Here is a 16,410-nt window from a genome sequence, read left to right on the forward strand (position 1 = left end):
CGTGGGACGAGAAGGGTCGAGCTTCCGACCGTGGGATGGTCTGATTCGGCCACGTTCGTCACTCGAGCCCGAGCCCGGGCGTGCGGCCGCTCGGTCATGCGGAGGCATCGGCTCAGTGGGCGGCTGCGTCCCAGCTCTCGCCGAGTCCGACGCTGACGTCGAGCGGCACGCGGAGGTCGGCCGCGCCGCTCATGCGCCGACGGACGATCTCTCGTACGTCGTCGACCTCGCCCGGTGCGACCTCGACGATGAGCTCGTCGTGCACCTGCAGCAGCACTCGCGAGCCCATCTCTCGCTCGTCGAGTTCTGACCGGACTCCGAGCATCGCAATCTTCATGATGTCGGCCGCCGAGCCCTGGATCGGCGCGTTCAACGCGGCCCGCTCGGCGTTCTCGCGCAGGACGCGATTCGGGGACTTGAGGTCGGCGAAGGGGCGGCGCCGACCGTAGATGGTCTCGGTGTAGCCGTCTTCTCGTGCCTGCTCGACGACGTTGCGGAGATACTCGCGGACGGCACCGAACCGGGCGAAGTAGTCGGTCATGAGCTGGCGCGCCTCGGCCGTCTCGATCCGCAGCTGCTTCGACAGGCCGAAGGCGCTGAGTCCGTAGGCCAGGCCGTAGGACATGGCCTTGACCTTCGTGCGCATGGCAGGGGTGACGTCGGCGGGTTCTACCCCGAAGATGCGGGCGCCGACGAACCGGTGCAGGTCTTCTCCTTCGTTGAAGGCCTGGATCAGCCCCTCGTCACCCGAGAGGTGGGCCATGATGCGCATCTCGATCTGCGAGTAGTCGGCCGTGAGGAGGGTCTCGTAGTCGGGCCCGTGCACGAACGCCGCGCGGATCTCGCGACCCACGGCGGCCTTGACCGGGATGTTCTGGAGGTTGGGGTCGACGGACGAGATGCGTCCGGTCGTCGTGCCCGTCTGGTCGTAGGTCGTGTGGATGCGGGCGTCGTCGGCGATCGACTTCTCGAGGGTCTCGATGATCTGGCGCAGCTTCGTCGCGTCACGATGCTTCAACAACAGGTCGAGGAAGGGGTGCGGGTGCTTCTCTTGCAGATCGGCCAGGGAGGCGGCGTCGGTCGAGTAGCCCGTCTTGGTGGCCCGCGTCTTGGGCATCTCGAGCTGCTCGAACAGCACCTCTTGGAGTTGCTTGGGTGAGCCGAGGTTCACCTCGCGACCGATCTCGGCGAAGGAGGCCGACGCCAGCTCGCCGGCCTGTTCGCCCAGTCGCAGCGAGAGCGCCTTGAGAGTGTCGCGGTCGGCCGCGACACCGGTGAGCTCCATGTCACCGAGCACCGGGACGAGCGGCAGTTCGATCTCGGTGAGCACCCGTCGGGAACCGTCGTCGAGGGAGTCCACCAGCGACTCGGACAGTCGGAGGACGTACCAGGCCTCGGAGGCCACGTTGACGTCGTCGTCGGCGGACACGAGCTGGTTGGGGTCGCCGACGGGCAACGTCTCGCCCATCTGCTCGTAGACGAGGTCGGAGAGTGAGAACGAGGTGCGGCCCGGACGCAGCAGCCAGGCGGCGATCCGGGGGTCGCCGACGATTCCCGTCAGCCTGAGGCCGCCACGAGAGAGCGCCTTGTAGGCCCGCTTCGCGTCGTGGACCACCTTGGGCGTGGCGTCGTCGAGCCACGCCTCGAGGGCCACGTAATCGCCGCGACCCGCGGCCCAGGGCACGTACGCCGACTCGTCGAGGGACGAGATGCCGAGTCCGACGATGCCGTCCGTGCCGTACTCGACGGTCAGGCCGACGGGCTTCTGGGGATCGGATGCGTGCTTCTTGAGCCAGAAGGCGAGTTCTTCGTCGATGAGGGTCCGGACGACGGGGAGGCCCTCGGGCGACGCCGCCACCGCTGTCTCGCCCGCGTTCGCGGCCGACGGGTCGGTCGTTTCGGACAGGGCCAGGACGCGTTCGAGCAGGGTGCGGAACTGTAGCTTGTCGAACAGCTCTCGGACGGCGGCCTCGTCGATGCCCCGGCGCTGGAGGTCGCCGGGCCCCACCGGCAGTTCGACGTCGGTGACGAGCCGATTCAGCCGGCGGTTGCGGACGGCGTTGTCTTTCTGCTCACGCAGCTTCTGCCCGACGACGCCCTTGATCTCGTCGGCCCGCGCGATGATCTCGTCGAGCCCGCCGTAGAGGTTGATCCACTTGACGGCGGTCTTCTCCCCCACCTTGTCGATGCCGATGAGGTTGTCGCTCGTCTCACCGACCAGGGCGGCGACCTCGGGGTACTGATGGGGCTCGATGCCGTAGCGCTCGAAGACCTTGTCGCGGTCGTACCGGGTGAGCTCGCTGACACCGCGGGCCGAGGGGTACAGGAGGGTGACGTCGTCGTTGACCATCTGGATGGCGTCGCGGTCGCCGGAGACCACCAGTACCCGGTAACCGTCGTCGCGACCGCGGGAAGCGAGGGTCGCCAGGATGTCGTCGGCCTCGAAATCCTCTTTCGTGATGGTCGTGATGCCCATGGCGTGCAGCGCCTCTTGCAATAGCGGGATCTGACCGACGAACTCGGGCGGGGTCTCGGACCGTGTGCCCTTGTACTCGGGGTACTCACGGGTGCGGAAGGAGAAGCGCGAGATGTCGAACGCGACGGCCAGATGCGTCGGTTTCTCGGCCTTGAGCAGGCTGAGCAGCATCGAGATGAAGCCGTGGATGGCGTTCGTGTGCTGGCCTTCGCGGTTCACGAAACTGTCGACCGGAAGGGCGTAGAAGGCCCGGAAAGCAAGGGAATGGCCGTCGATGACCAGGAGGGTAGGCTTCGTGTCGTCCGTCACCACGTCAGCCTAGCGGGCACCTCCGACACCGTCGCCGGGTGCCCCGGTCCGATCACCCGGAGAACCATGAGCAGTCCGTCCGCCGTCCCGAACGACGCCGAGAGGACCGTCTCGTCGGACGCGTCCCTGAGCGATGCCGCCGTCGAGTTGTTCCGCCGTCGGGGTGTCGGCGCGCTGGCCGAGAAGATGGGCATCGTCATCGACGAGATGAGCGCCGAGAGAGCCGTGGGCCGGATGCCGGTGGCGGGCAACACGCAGCCGGTGGGCATCCTGCACGGCGGCGCGCACGTCGTCCTGGCCGAGACGCTCGGGTCCGTCGCGGCGAACGTGCACGCCGGAGCCGGACGCCTCGCGATGGGCATCGAACTGAACGCGAGCCACAGTCGGTCGGCGGCGACCGGTTGGGTGACGGGCACCTGCACGGCCCTGCATCTCGGCTCGACCCTCACCACGCATCAGGTCGTCATGACCGACGACCGCGGCCGCCTGCTGTCGACGGTCCGCATCACGAACTTCCTCACGGACGCCCGCGACTAGCCCCCTGACGGGAGAAGGCCCGTCCCGGTCGTCGGGGCGGGCCTTCTCTCGTCGCGGACGACTACTTCTTGGCGCTGAGCTGTTCGATGATCGCCTGAGCCACGTCGTGCATCGTGAGGCGACGATCCATGGACGCCTTCTGGATCCAGCGGAAAGCCTCGGGCTCGGTGAGTCCCATCTTCTCGTTGAGGAGGCCCTTGGCCCGATCGACGAGCTTGCGGGTCTCGAACCGCTCGACCAGGTCGGCGACCTCGGCCTCGAGGGTGATGATCTGCGCGTATCGCGAAAGGGCGATCTCGATCGCGGGCAGCAGGTCGTTCGGTGTGAAGGGCTTCACGACGTAGGCGAGGGCGCCGGCTTCGCTGGCTCGTTCGACGAGTTCCTTCTGGCTGAATGCGGTCAGCAGGACGACCGGCGCGATGTGTGCCTTCGAGAGCCGCTCGGCGGCGGAGATGCCGTCCAACTGGGGCATCTTGACGTCCATGATGACGAGGTCGGGGCGCAGCTCGGTGGCGAGGGCTACGGCGGTCTCGCCGTCTCCGGCCTCACCCACCACCTCGAAACCGTTGTCGCGGAGGATCTCGACGATGTCGAGGCGGATGAGGGACTCATCTTCGGCCACGACGACGCGACGGGGTGCTGCTGGGGTTGCTTCCTGGTCACTCACGACGTGAAGCCTACGGTATTGTCGACGTGGTTGTTGTGCGCCGGATTGGCGGAATGGCAGACGCGGAGCACTCAAAATGCTCTGTCCGTGAGGGCGTGTGGGTTCGAGTCCCACATCCGGCACCAGCCCCGTCGCCGACCAGGCCGACGAGATGTGGATCTCGTTCCCTCGTCCGCTCACCGAACACATCTGCCGACGGGTCGACACGCCGACACGAGTTCTGCTCAGGGGATGCGCCCGCGAGCATCCGTGCACTACGCTTGGGTCACTGGTTGTTGTGTTACGCATTTGTATCTCGCGACGTGCCGAAGGCCTCCTCTCACCGAGAGGGGTTCCGACGGTGGCGTCGTTCTCAGAGGGAGCGGACAAAAAGGCACCGCGACGAGCGATCTCGAAATCGAGATCGACAACTCTGATTGAAGGAAATAGAAAAATGGCAACAGGCACCGTTAAGTGGTTCAACTCCGAAAAGGGCTTCGGCTTCATCACCCCCGACGACGGAACCACTGACGTCTTCGCGCACTTCTCCGCGATCGCCGGCGACGGCTACCGCAACCTGGAAGAGAACCAGAAGGTCGAGTTCGACACGGCTCAGGGCAACAAGGGCCTCCAGGCCGAGAACATCCGCGTCATCTGACTCGGTGGCGTCCTCGTGACGCCGTCAGTCGGCGGGCTCGCCCGTCACTGAACCGAAAGCCCCGATCCGCTCATGCGGGTCGGGGCTTTCTCCGTCCCCGGACGGGGGCGACGGGCCGCGACCTCACGGGAGGGGAAAGCCGAGGAGGCGCGCCACGGGTTCGTAGTCGCGACTCGCCGTCCGGTAGGCGGTCTCCCACTCGGCGATCCGTGCACCGGCCTCGCGGGGGTCGGTGAACCGATCGTCCTCTCCACCACCGACGACGAGTGCTTCTCTCGCCTCGCGGTAACGGCTGGTCAAGGTCGCCCAGAGGACGAGTTCGTCCCCCGTGGAGTCCTCGGGAGCGGCGCGAGCCACGTCCCACGGGACCTCGACGGCCGGCAAGCGCCGATCAGACGGACCCGGGGCGTCGACCGTCGGTGCCTGGCCGGCCTCTCCCTCACGGAAGATCGTCCGGGTACCGACGGCGAGCACGGCTCCGACCGCGGCACCCAGGACGAAGATCAGCAGCAGGGCCCAGAGGCCGTCGACCCGCCACACGGTCGCGGCGACTCCCCCGAGGAACGAGCCGCCCACGAGAGCGCCGAGGGTCGCCCACCGGCCTGCACCCGCGCCTCCGCGGCTGGTGTCCCGGATCTCGGGCCCGAGGCTGCGCCGGGTCTCGGCAACGCCGTGGCCGCTCCAGGACGGCACGACGTACAAGCGCGCCTCGAACTCGAAGCACGAGGGGTGTCGAGCGTCCACGGACATGTGGTGAGCGTACGCCTCGCCCACACGACGAAGCCGGGACGATCCGATGGGATCGCCCCGGCTTCGCCAGGATGTCGCGGTGTGTCAGGGCTGCGACGCGTAGGCCGGGGCGGCCTCGCCGTGGGCGTCACCCACGCGGTGCACCCGCAGGTCGTTCGTCGAGCCCGCGATGCCGGGAGGGGACCCGGCGATCACGATCACCTTGTCACCCGACTCGGCGAGGTCGTTCCCGAGCAGGATGTCGTCGACCTGGGCGAACATGGCGTCGGTGTGCGTGACCGTCTCGACCAGGTAGGACTGCACGCCCCAGCTGATGGCCATGCGCCGTCGGATCGCCTCGTTGGGCGTGAATGCGAGGATGGGGATCGAGTGGCGGAGGCGCGACATGCGACGCACCGAATCACCCGACTCCGTGAAGACGCAGAGGAACTTCGCCTGCACGAATTCGGCGACGTCGGCCGCGGCGAGCGTGATGGCGCCACCCTGAGTACGGGGGCGGGTGCCGAGCGGGGGGATGCGCTCGAGACCGTGCTCTTCGGTTGAAGCGACGATGCGCGCCATGGTCTGCACCGTGATGACGGGGTACTCACCGACGCTCGTCTCGCCCGAGAGCATGACCGCGTCGGTACCGTCCAGGACGGCGTTGGCAACGTCGGACGTCTCGGCGCGAGTGGGGATCGGGCTCGAGATCATCGACTCGAGCATCTGCGTGGCGACGATGACGGGCTTGGCCATGCGACGCGAGAGCTCGACTGCGTGCTTCTGAACGATGGGCACGGCCTCGAGGGGCAGCTCGACGCCCAGGTCGCCGCGGGCGACCATGATGCCGTCGAACGCGTCGATGATGGCCTCGAGGTTGTCGACGGCCTGGGGTTTCTCGATCTTGGCGTACACGGGGACCTTGCGACCCTCTTCGGCCATGATCTCGTGCACGCGCACGACGTCGTCCGCGTCGCGCACGAACGAGAGGGCGATGAGGTCTGCACCGAGCTGGAGGCCCCAGCGCAGGTCGGCTTCGTCTTTGTCGGAGAGGGCGGGGACGTTCACCGCGACGCCGGGGAGGTTGATGCCCTTGTTGTTCGAGACCGTGCCGGCGACGACGACCTCGGTCGTGACGACCGTCCCGTCGGTCTCGAGGACACGCAACTTCACGCGACCGTCGTCGATGAGCAGGGGGTCGCCCGCCTTGACGTCGTCGGGCAGGCCCTTGAAGGTCGTGCCGCAGATGTCTTTCGAGCCCAGGATCTCGTCCGTGGTGATCTTGAAGACGTCGCCGACCTCGAGGTCGTGCGGACCGTCGGCGAACTTGCCGAGGCGGATCTTGGGACCCTGCAGGTCGACGAGGACCGCGACGGCGCGTCCCGAGTCGGCGGAGGCCTGACGGACGTTGGCGTAGACGCCCTCGTGGACGTCGTAGCTGCCGTGGCTGAGGTTCATGCGGGCCACGTCGACGCCGGCGTCGATGATCGCCCGGATGTCGTCGTAGCTCGACGTCGCCGGCCCGAGGGTGGCGACGATCTTTGCGCGTCTCATGTGTTCCGTTCGTGTGGGGGTAATGGGGGTGGGACGACTGCAGACCCGCCTCCCACCCTATTCCCGTCGAGGGGCCTGATCAGACCGAGATGGACCGATCGGTGGGCTTCACCGGGAAGGGCAGAACGGTCTCGCCCTCGAGGTAGGCGTCGACGGCCGAGGCCGTCGCCCGCCCCTCGGCGATCGCCCACACGATGAGCGACTGCCCGCGACCGGCGTCGCCGGTCACGAAGACTCCGGGCTCGCCGGTCTCGTACGTGGCACCGCGCTCGAGTGAGCCGTGGCCGTCGAAGGTGAGCCGCAGCTGATCTTCGATGGTGACTCGCTCGGGCCCGGTGAAACCGAGGGCGAGGAGGACGAGGTCGGCGGGAACCTCGCGCTCGGTTCCCGCCTTGGGGACTCGCCGACCGTCGACGTACTCGGTCTCGGCGACGCGGATGGCCCGCACCTCGCCGACCTCGTTCGTCAGGAACTCGACCGTCGAGGCCAGGTAGACCCGCTCGCCGCCTTCTTCATGCGCGCTCGACACCTCGAACAGGGTGGGGAACATCGGCCACGGCTGCGCTTCAGGGCGTTCTTCGGGCGGCTGCTGGCCGATGGCGAGGTTGGTCACCGAGAGGGCGCCTTGACGGTGCGCGGTGCCGATGCAGTCCGCACCCGTGTCGCCGCCACCCAGGACGACGACGTGCTTGCCCTCGGCCGTGATCTGGTCGGCGACCGTGTCGCCTGCTCCCACCTTGTTCTGCTGGACGAGGTAGTCCATGGCGAAGTGGATGCCGGACAGGTCGCGTCCAGGGATCGGCAGGTCGCGGGGCACCGTGGCACCCGTCGCGACGACGACGGCGTCGTAGCGGGCCCGCAGGTCGTCCCACGCGATGTCGCGACCGATCTCGACCCGGGCACGGAAGCGCGTACCCTCGGCCTGCATCTGGGCGATGCGTTGCTCGAGCTGCTTCTTCTCCATCTTGAAGTCGGGGATGCCGTAGCGCAGGAGGCCGCCGATGCGGTCCTCGCGCTCGTACACGGCGACGGTGTGGCCCGCACGGGTGAGCTGCTGGGCGGCCGCGAGCCCGGCGGGGCCCGAACCGACCACCGCGACGGTCTTGCCGGTCAGGCGCTCGGGCGGGTGCGGGGTGACCCAGCCGTTGGCGAACGCCTGGTCGATGATCGAGACCTCGACCTGCTTGATGGTCACCGGCGGCTGGTTGATGCCGAGCACGCAGGAGGACTCACACGGCGCGGGGCAGAGACGACCCGTGAACTCGGGGAAGTTGTTGGTCGCGTGCAAGCGCTCGATGGCCTGACGGCCCTCACCGCGCCACATCAGGTCGTTCCACTCGGGGATCAGGTTGCCGAGCGGGCAGCCCTGATGGCAGAACGGCACGCCGCAGTCCATGCAGCGGCCGGCCTGGCGGCGCAGCGCTCCGCTCTCCTGTTGCTCGTAGACCTCTTTCCAGTCCATGAGCCGCACAGACACGGGTCGACGCTTGGGCAGCTCGCGCGACTGCGTCTTCAGGAAGCCTTTGGGGTCAGCCACCGGTCACCTCCAGGATTCTCTTCCATGCTTCGTCGCCATCGGGGTCGAGACCCTCGTCGACGGCCGTCTGCCGGGTGGCGAGGACGGCGGCGTAGTCGCGGGGCAGCACCTTGACGAACTCCGTCACCGTGGCGTCCAGGTCGTCGAGCATGCGTTGCGCCACGGGTGACCCGGTCTCGGCCAGGTGACGCCGGAGCAGGTCGGTCAGGATCTCGACGTCGGCGCTGCCGAGCGGGTGGAGCTCGAGCTCACCCGAGGCGAGGGCCTCGGCGTTCACCCGTTCGGGTTTCAGACGGTGCACGTAGGCCGTCCCGCCCGACATGCCCGCACCGAGATTCCGGCCGGTGTCGCCCAGGATGACGGCGAGGCCGCCCGTCATGTACTCGAGCGCGTGGTCGCCGACGCCCTCGGCGACCGCGCTGGCCCCCGAGTTGCGGACCAGGAACCGCTCCCCCACGATTCCGCGCAGGAACATGCTGCCCTGGGTGGCGCCGTAGCCGATGACGTTGCCTGCGATGACGTTCTCCTCGGCCGCGAAGGCACTGCCACGCGGCGGGCGCACGACGACGTTGCCGCCCGAGAGGCCCTTCCCCACGTAGTCGTTGCTGTCTCCTTCGAGTCGCAGGGTGATGCCGGCCGGCAGAAAAGCGCCGAGCGACTGCCCGGCCGAACCGCTGAGGTTCACCTCGATGCTGCCGTCGGGCAGGCCGTGCTCGCCGTGCCGAAGGGTGACCTCATGACCGAGCATGGTGCCCACCGCGCGCTCCGTGTTGCGGATCGGCAGAGTGATCTCGACGTGACCGCCGTTCTCGAGCACATCGGCGCTGCGCTCGATCAGTTGGACGTCGAAGTGCTGGTCGAGGCCGTGGTCCTGGGCGGTGTGATTGCGGCGGGGCTCGTCGTCGGCGAAGGTCGGTCCGACGAGCACCGGGGCCAGATCGAGGCCCGAGGCCTTCCAGTGGTCGACGGCGCGGTCGACGTCGAGGACGTCGGTCCGGCCGATGGCCTCGTCGAGACTGCGGAATCCCAGGGCCGCGAGGTACTCGCGTACTTCCTGCGCCAGGAACTCGAAGAAGTTGACGACGAACTCGGGCTTGCCCGAGAAGCGGGCACGGAGTTCGGGGTTCTGCGTAGCGACGCCGACCGGGCAGGTGTCGAGGTGGCAGACCCGCATCATGATGCATCCCTCGACGATCAGCGGCGCCGTCGCGAAACCGAACTCCTCGCCACCGAGCAACGCGGCGATGAGGACGTCACGACCGGTCTTCATCTGACCATCGACCTGGACGACGACCCGGTCGCGCATGCCGTTCAGCATCAGCGTCTGCTGGGTCTCGGCGAGGCCGATCTCCCAGGGCGTACCTGCGTGCTTCAGGGAGTTGAGGGGGCTGGCACCCGTGCCGCCGTCATGGCCGGAGACCAGCACGACGTCGGCCAGGGCCTTGGTGACCCCGGCGGCCACCGCCCCGATGCCGGACTGGCTCACGAGCTTGACGTGCACACGGGCCTTGGGGTTGGCGCGCTTCACGTCGAAGATGAGCTGTTTCAGGTCCTCGATCGAGTAGATGTCGTGGTGCGGGGGCGGTGAGATGAGACCCACGCCCGCGGTCGCGTGACGAGTGCGCGCCACCCAGGGGTAGACCTTCGTCGGAGGCAGTTGTCCGCCCTCGCCGGGCTTGGCTCCCTGGGCCATCTTGAGCTGGATGTCGGTGGCGTGGGTGAGGTACATGCTCGTCACACCGAAGCGGCCGGAGGCCACCTGCTTCACGGCGCTGCGGCGCTCGGGGTCGAGCAGCCGGTCGACGTCTTCTCCGCCTTCGCCGGTGTTGGACTTCCCACCGAGGCGGTTCATCGCGATGGCGAGGGTCTCGTGGGCCTCTTGCGAGATCGAGCCGTAGCTCATCGCCCCCGTCGAGAACCGCTTCACGATCGACTCGATGGGCTCGACCTCGTCGAGGGGGACGGCGGGCCGGACCCCGTGCTTGAGCCGGAACAGCCCGCGGAGCGTCATCAGCTGCTCGGCCTGGTCGTCGACGAGCTTGGTGTACTCGCGGAAGATGTCGTACCGACGGGTGCGCGTGGCGTGTTGGAGCCGGAACACGGTGTCGGGGTTGAAGAGGTGACGGGGGCCCTCGCGTCGCCACTGGTACTCGCCGCCCGTGGCCAGCCGCTCATGGGCGATGACGGATCCGTCGCTGGGGTACGCGCTCGTGTGACGCTGCATGTTCTCGGCCGCGACGACGTCGATCCCGACACCACCGAGCACCGACGACGTGCCGGTGAAGTAGGTGTCGACGAACTCCTGGCTGAGGCCCACGGCCTCGAACGCCTGGGCCGCGGCGTAGCTCGACACCGTCGAGATACCCATCTTGGACATGATCTTGAGCACGCCCTTGCCGAGTGCCTTGATGAGGTTGTGCACGGCGTCCTCGGGCGTGAGCCCGGTGATCATGCCGGCACGCACCAGGTTCTCGCAGGTCTCCATCGCGAGGTAGGGGTTGACCGCGGAAGCGCCGTAGCCGATCAGGGTGGCCACGTGATGGACCTCGCGCACGTCGCCGGCCTCGACGATCAGGCCGACCTTCATGCGATTCTCGGTACGGATGAGGTGGTGGTGCACCGCGGCGATCATGAGCAGCGATGGCACGGGTGCGAAGTCGGCGTTCGAGTCACGGTCGGAGAGGACGATGAACTCGGCGCCCGCCTCGATGGCGTCGTCGACCTCGTTGCACATCGCGGCGATGCGCTTCTCGAGAGCCCGCGGGCCCTTGTCGGCACGGTAGAGACCACGGATGGTCGACGTCACCCGGGACCCGGGACTCGGGTCGATGTGCTGGATCTTGGCGAGCTCGTCGTTGTCGATGACCGGGAAGTCGAGGATCACCTGCCGAGCGTGCTCGGGTGTCGCGGCGAGCAGGTTCCGCTCAGGCCCGAGACCCAGCTTGAGCGACGTGACGACCGACTCGCGGATGGAGTCGAGCGGTGGGTTCGTCACCTGCGCGAATTGTTGGGTGAAGTAGTCGAACAGGAGGCGCGGCCGCTCGGACAGGACGGCGATCGGCGTGTCGCTCCCCATGGCTCCCAAGGGCTCCGCGCCCGTCTTCGCCATCGGGGTCAGCAGGATGCGGACCTCTTCCTCGGTGTAGCCGAAGGTGCGCTGACGACGGGTGACCGAGGCGGGGGTGTGCACGATGTGCTCCCGCTCGGGCAGCTCGGAGAGGTGGATGCGCCCCTCGGCGAGCCAGTCGCCGTAGGGCGCGGCCGTGGCGAGGTCGCGCTTGATCTCGTCGTCCTCGATGATGCGCCCGGCCTCGGTGTCGACCAGGAACATCTTGCCGGGGCGGAGGCGACCCTTGCGGACCACCTTGGCAGGGTCGACGTCGATGACGCCGATCTCGCTCGCGAGGACCACGAGGCCGTCGTCGGTGACGAGGTAGCGACCAGGGCGAAGGCCGTTCCGATCGAGGGTGGCACCGACGTGCGTCCCGTCGGTGAACGTGATGGCCGCCGGGCCGTCCCACGCCTCCATGAGCATGGAGTGGTACTCGTAGAAGTCGCGCAGGGTGGGGTCGATGTCGACCTGGTTCTCCCAGGCCTCAGGCACCATCATCATGACCGCGTGCGGCAGGGACCGGCCGGTCAGGCTGAGCAACTCGACGACTTCGTCGAAGGACGCCGAGTCACTCGCCCCTGGGCTGACGATCGGGAGGATGGGCTTGAGGTCGCCGATCAGCTCGTTCTCGAGCTGGGACTGGCGGGCGCGCATCCAGTTGCGGTTGCCCCGGACGGTGTTGATCTCGCCGTTGTGCGCGATCATGCGGAAGGGCTGTGCCAGCGGCCACGACGGGAACGTGTTCGTCGAGTACCTCGAGTGCACGATGGCGAGCTTCGACGCGAAGCGTTCGTCACTCAGGTCGGGGTAGAACGGCTCCAGCTGCAACGTCGTGACCATGCCCTTGTAGACCATGGTCCTGCTGCCCAGCGACGTGAAATAGGCCGAGAGCTTGCGCTCTGCACGCTTACGCAACCGGAAGGCCTGGCGGTCCAGCGCGACACCGGCGAGCGGGACCCCGTCGGCGTCGTGGTGTCTGCTGGCGACGAAGAGCTGCTCGAAGGCGGGCATGGCGTTGCGCGCGAGCGTGCCCAGTTCTTCGGGTCGCACGGGGACCTCACGCCAGCCGAGAACGTCGAGGTGCTCGAGATCGGCGATGCGCTCGATGCCCGTCTTGAGCTCGGAGCGCTCCTGTTCGTCGAGGGGCAGGTAGGCGATGCCCACCGCGTACTGGCCTGCCGGTGGCAGATCGAAGTCGACTTCGTGGCGGAGGAACTCGTCGGGCACCTGGCAGAGGATGCCCGCGCCGTCACCCGTCCCGGCGTCGGATCCGACGGCACCTCGGTGCTCGAGGTTACGGAGGGCCCGGAGGGCGGTGTCCACGATGTCGTGGCCAGGCGTTCCGCGGAGGGTCGCCACCATGGCGAGGCCACAGGCGTCCTTCTCGTTGCGCGGGTCGTAGAGGCCGTTGGCCTCGGGAACCGTGCTGAACTGCTGGTGTGCTGGCGTGAGAGCCATGGAATCCGTCCTCACGAAGAGATCCGACAGGGGGCGGGACGACGTCGACCCGAGGTGCCTGACGGGGCCGGGGTCTGTGGATGGCCCCGACTCGGCGGGAGAGGTCGGCTCGTGGCGACCGTGAGCGTACACGCCGGTGGGAAGCGCCGACTGCGCTCGATCTTACGAGGCGCAGGTGCGTGCACAGAACCGTGTCGCGGGCGGATCATTCGCACCGGGATGGGGTGGAGAGGATCGGGCGCCACATCGATGGGGCGCCGGGCCTGCGGTCGTCGTGGAGTGGACGACCTAGGGACGCGGTGAGCGATCGGTCTTGTCGTCCGATGCGCCAACGGTGACCAACTCGGGTTCGTCGTTCTCCGTGTACGTGTCATCGGAGTCTACAACAGACGCTCGCTCGCTCGGTGCGCGACCGGGCACGTAGGGCCCGGGGACGGTGCCGGTGTGACGACGCGAAGCGACGACGAAGATCACGATGCCGAGGACGACGGCGAAGACGCTCATCCAGACGTTCGTGCGGATGCCGAAGAACAGCAGGCTGGGGTCGGTGCGGATGGACTCGAACCAAGCGCGCCCGATGCCGTACCAGACAAGGTAGAAGGCCAGCGACCTGCCCCACTGCATCGGGATCTTCTTCTCGAGGAGCAACAAGATCGCGACCCCGGCCAGCATCCAGACGATCTCGTAGAGGAATGTCGGGTGGAAGAGCGTGCCCTCGGGCAGGCCGGTGGGGAAGGCGGCGTTCGTCGACTCGATCTCGAGGCCCCAGGGCAGGTCGGTGGGCATGCCGAAGAGTTCGTGGTTGAACCAGTTGCCGAGGCGTCCGAAGGCCTGCGCGACGAGCAGGCCCGGGGCGAGGGCGTCGGCGAACACCGTGAACCGCAGGCCGGTGAAGCGGCAGCCGAGCCAGACGCCGACGGCACCGAAGAGCAGTGCGCCGTAGATTGCCAGCCCGCCTTCCCAGACGGCGAAGGCTCGCCACCACTCCTGCCCCGCGAAGTAGTCGCCCGGGTGCGTCACCACGTGGAAGAACCGGCCTCCGGCGATTCCGAAGACGACGGCCCAGATGGCCACGTCGATGACGATGCCCTTCTCCGCCCCCTGACGGTTCAGGCGGTGGTTCGTGAGGATGACGGCGGCGATGATGCCGACGAGGATGCAGATGGCATAGGCGTGGATGCGCAGTGAGCCGGGCAGCGAGGCCCCGAAGGTCGAGTTCAACCAGGCGGTGACGTCGAGGTACTGCCAGGCGGCCGACGGGCTCGGGATGCTCAGGGGAACGAACACGGGCGGGATGCCTTTCGGAGAGGTTCGGGGCGTCGGTCACCCGACGGGTGACGACTCTAGCGCGAGGGCGTCGGACCGGAGGGGGTCAGGAGGCGGACGGCGCCGCGCCGGACGAGAGATCGGCGGACACCTCGGCGAGGCGATCGACCCCTCCGTCGGCGAGGGCACGCACGAAGGCCGAACCGATGATGGCCCCGTCGGCGTACTCGAGCACCTCGCGGACCTGTCGGGCCGTCGAGATGCCGAGCCCGACGCACGCGTTCTCCACGCCGACTCCACGCAATCGCGCCACCAGTGTGCTCGCGGCCGAGTCGACGTCGGAACGGGCACCCGTGATGCCCATCGTCGAGACGGTGTAGACGAATCCTCGACTGCTGGCGACGGCCTGTCGGAGGCGCGAATCGCTCGACGACGGAGCCGCGAGGAAGACCCGGTCGAGGTCGGCGGCCTCGGCGGCGGCCATCCATGCGCCGGCTTCGTCGGGGATCAGGTCGGGCGTGATGAGGCCGGCTCCGCCCGCGGCCGCGAGGTCGTCGGCGAAACGCTGCACACCGTACTGCTCCACGGGGTTCCAATAGGTCATGGGAATGACGGGTGCGTCCACACGGGCCGTGATCTCGCGGATCGCCGTGAAGACGTCGCGGACACGGAACCCCTCGGCGAGCGATCGTTGCGTGGCGGCCTGGATCACCGGGCCGTCCATGACCGGGTCGGAATACGGGATGCCGAGCTCGATGACGTCGATGCCGTTCTCCGCCATCGCCACCGCCGCCTCGATGCTCGTGTCGAGGTCGGGGAACCCGACGGGCAGGTATCCCACCACGGCGCCGCTCCCGGCGTCGCGGCGGGCGCGGATGGCCCCACCCACCTTGCTCACGCCACCGGGACTCGCCGCGCTCACAGCTGCTGCGCCTTCTCGTCGAGGACGCCGAAGTACCGGCTGGCGGTCGCGACGTCCTTGTCGCCACGGCCGCTGAGCGAGACCAAAATCGTCCAGTCGGGGTGCTCGAGGCCGAGCTTGATGGTGCCCGCGAGGGCGTGGGCGGACTCGATCGCCGGCATGATGCCCTCGGTCTGCGACAGGAGACGGAAAGCCTGCATCGCCTCGTCGTCGGTGATCGGCTGGTACTCGGCCCGCCCGGACTCGGACAGCCAGGCGTGCTCGGGGCCGACGCTCGGGTAGTCCAGGCCGGCCGAGATCGAGTGGCTCTCGAGGGTCTGACCGTCCTCGTCTTGCATGAGGTAGGACTTGGTTCCTTGGAGGTTGCCGATGCGGCCGAGCGTGATGGAGGCCGCGTGACGGCCAGTCTCGACGCCGTCGCCGCCGGCCTCGAAGCCGAACAAGCGGACGGAGGGGTCGTCGAGGAAAGCGTGGAAGATGCCCATCGCGTTCGACCCCCCGCCGACACAGGCGGTGACGGCATCCGGTAGTGCACCGGTCAGGTCCAGGACCTGTCGGCGAGCTTCTTCACCGATGATCTTGTGGAAGTCGCGAACCATGGCCGGGAACGGGTGCGGCCCGGCGACGGTGCCCAACACGTAGTGCGTGGTGTCGACGCTGGCGACCCAATCGCGCATGGCGTCGTTGATCGCGTCCTTCAGTGTGCGGGAGCCCGTCGTGACCGAGACGACCTCGGCCCCGAGCAGGCGCATCCGTGCGACGTTGAGCGCCTGGCGCTCGGTGTCGACCTGGCCCATGTAGACGACGCACTCCATGCCGAAGAGGGCTGCAGCGGTGGCCGTGGCGACGCCGTGCTGACCGGCGCCGGTCTCGGCGATCAGGCGGGTCTTGCCGAGCTTCCGAGCCAACAGGGCCTGCCCGAGCACGTTGTTGATCTTGTGAGACCCCGTGTGGTTGAGGTCTTCGCGCTTCAGGATGATCCGGGCGCCACCGGCGTGCCGAGCGAATCGCGGTACCTCGGTGATGATCGAGGGCCGCCCCGTGTAGGTGGCGTGCAGAGCCGTCAACTCTGCGGCGAACTCGGGATCGACGGCGGCGGCCTTGTAGGCCGCGTCCAGCTCGTCGAGAGCGGCCACGAGGGATTCGGGCACGAAGCGCCCACCGAACGAGCCGAAATACGGGCCCGTCTCGTCGCGTAGTGCCATG

General features: G+C 68.1%; 11 protein-coding genes and 1 tRNA gene. 3 read left to right on the forward strand and 9 right to left on the reverse strand.

The annotated features are described in order from the left end of the window. Positions 1-112 precede the first annotated feature (112 nt). On the reverse strand, positions 113-2,785 hold the full coding sequence (polA, locus tag EDF50_RS02180) for a DNA polymerase I (protein ID WP_123517785.1): 2,673 nt from the start codon (positions 2,783-2,785) through the stop codon (positions 113-115). Positions 2,786-2,971: 186 nt separating this feature from the next. On the opposite strand from polA, the gene EDF50_RS02185 reads away from it, so the two are divergent. Beyond that, positions 2,972-3,322 (forward strand): PaaI family thioesterase, encoded by a 351-nt coding sequence (locus EDF50_RS02185; RefSeq protein ID WP_233570316.1) that lies wholly within the window; start codon positions 2,972-2,974, stop codon positions 3,320-3,322. 61 nt (positions 3,323-3,383) lie between these two features. On the opposite strand, the gene EDF50_RS16540 is transcribed toward EDF50_RS02185, so the two are convergent. Then, positions 3,384-3,989 (reverse strand): ANTAR domain-containing response regulator, encoded by a 606-nt coding sequence (locus tag EDF50_RS16540; RefSeq protein WP_043592796.1) that lies wholly within the window; start codon positions 3,987-3,989, stop codon positions 3,384-3,386. Between the two features lie 39 nt (positions 3,990-4,028). Here EDF50_RS16540 and EDF50_RS02195 point away from each other — a divergent pair. Together EDF50_RS02195 and EDF50_RS02200 are read left to right on the forward strand one after the other, a co-directional pair. Next, positions 4,029-4,114, forward strand: a tRNA-Leu gene (locus EDF50_RS02195). Between the two features lie 308 nt (positions 4,115-4,422). Continuing rightward, on the forward strand, positions 4,423-4,626 hold the full coding sequence (locus tag EDF50_RS02200) for a cold-shock protein (RefSeq protein WP_043592793.1): 204 nt from the start codon (positions 4,423-4,425) through the stop codon (positions 4,624-4,626). Between the two features lie 123 nt (positions 4,627-4,749). Here EDF50_RS02200 and EDF50_RS02205 read toward each other — a convergent pair whose 3' ends face one another. From EDF50_RS02205 to trpB, 7 genes are all read right to left on the reverse strand, one after another. Then, the gene (locus tag EDF50_RS02205) at positions 4,750-5,376 is read right to left on the reverse strand and encodes a hypothetical protein (RefSeq protein WP_148076740.1); all 627 of its coding nucleotides are present in this window, start codon (positions 5,374-5,376) and stop codon (positions 4,750-4,752) included. A gap of 84 nt (positions 5,377-5,460) precedes the next feature. Continuing rightward, positions 5,461-6,909, reverse strand: a complete 1,449-nt coding sequence (gene pyk, locus EDF50_RS02210) for a pyruvate kinase (protein ID WP_123517791.1) — start codon at positions 6,907-6,909, stop codon at positions 5,461-5,463. Between the two features lie 79 nt (positions 6,910-6,988). Further along, the gene (locus EDF50_RS02215) at positions 6,989-8,446 is read right to left on the reverse strand and encodes a glutamate synthase subunit beta (RefSeq protein ID WP_123517793.1); all 1,458 of its coding nucleotides are present in this window, start codon (positions 8,444-8,446) and stop codon (positions 6,989-6,991) included. Beyond that, complete coding sequence (gene gltB / locus EDF50_RS02220) at positions 8,439-13,016, reverse strand: glutamate synthase large subunit (protein ID WP_123517795.1); 4,578 nt, start codon at positions 13,014-13,016, stop codon at positions 8,439-8,441. The genes EDF50_RS02215 and gltB overlap by 8 nt, the downstream gene beginning before the upstream one ends. A 288-nt stretch (positions 13,017-13,304) precedes the next feature. After that, positions 13,305-14,303 carry a prolipoprotein diacylglyceryl transferase gene (gene lgt, locus EDF50_RS02225; protein WP_233570267.1) on the reverse strand — a complete coding sequence of 333 codons (999 nt, stop codon included), beginning with the start codon at positions 14,301-14,303 and terminating at the stop codon, positions 13,305-13,307. 85 nt (positions 14,304-14,388) lie between these two features. After that, positions 14,389-15,180, reverse strand: a complete 792-nt coding sequence (gene trpA / locus EDF50_RS02230; protein ID WP_123518390.1) for a tryptophan synthase subunit alpha — start codon at positions 15,178-15,180, stop codon at positions 14,389-14,391. Positions 15,181-15,200: 20 nt separating this feature from the next. Beyond that, the gene (gene trpB, locus EDF50_RS02235) at positions 15,201-16,409 is read right to left on the reverse strand and encodes a tryptophan synthase subunit beta (RefSeq protein ID WP_123517797.1); all 1,209 of its coding nucleotides are present in this window, start codon (positions 16,407-16,409) and stop codon (positions 15,201-15,203) included. Position 16,410: the final 1 nt, after the last annotated feature.

The organism is Frigoribacterium sp. PhB24 (assembly GCF_003755185.1).
Classification (GTDB): Bacteria; Actinomycetota; Actinomycetes; order Actinomycetales; family Microbacteriaceae; genus Frigoribacterium.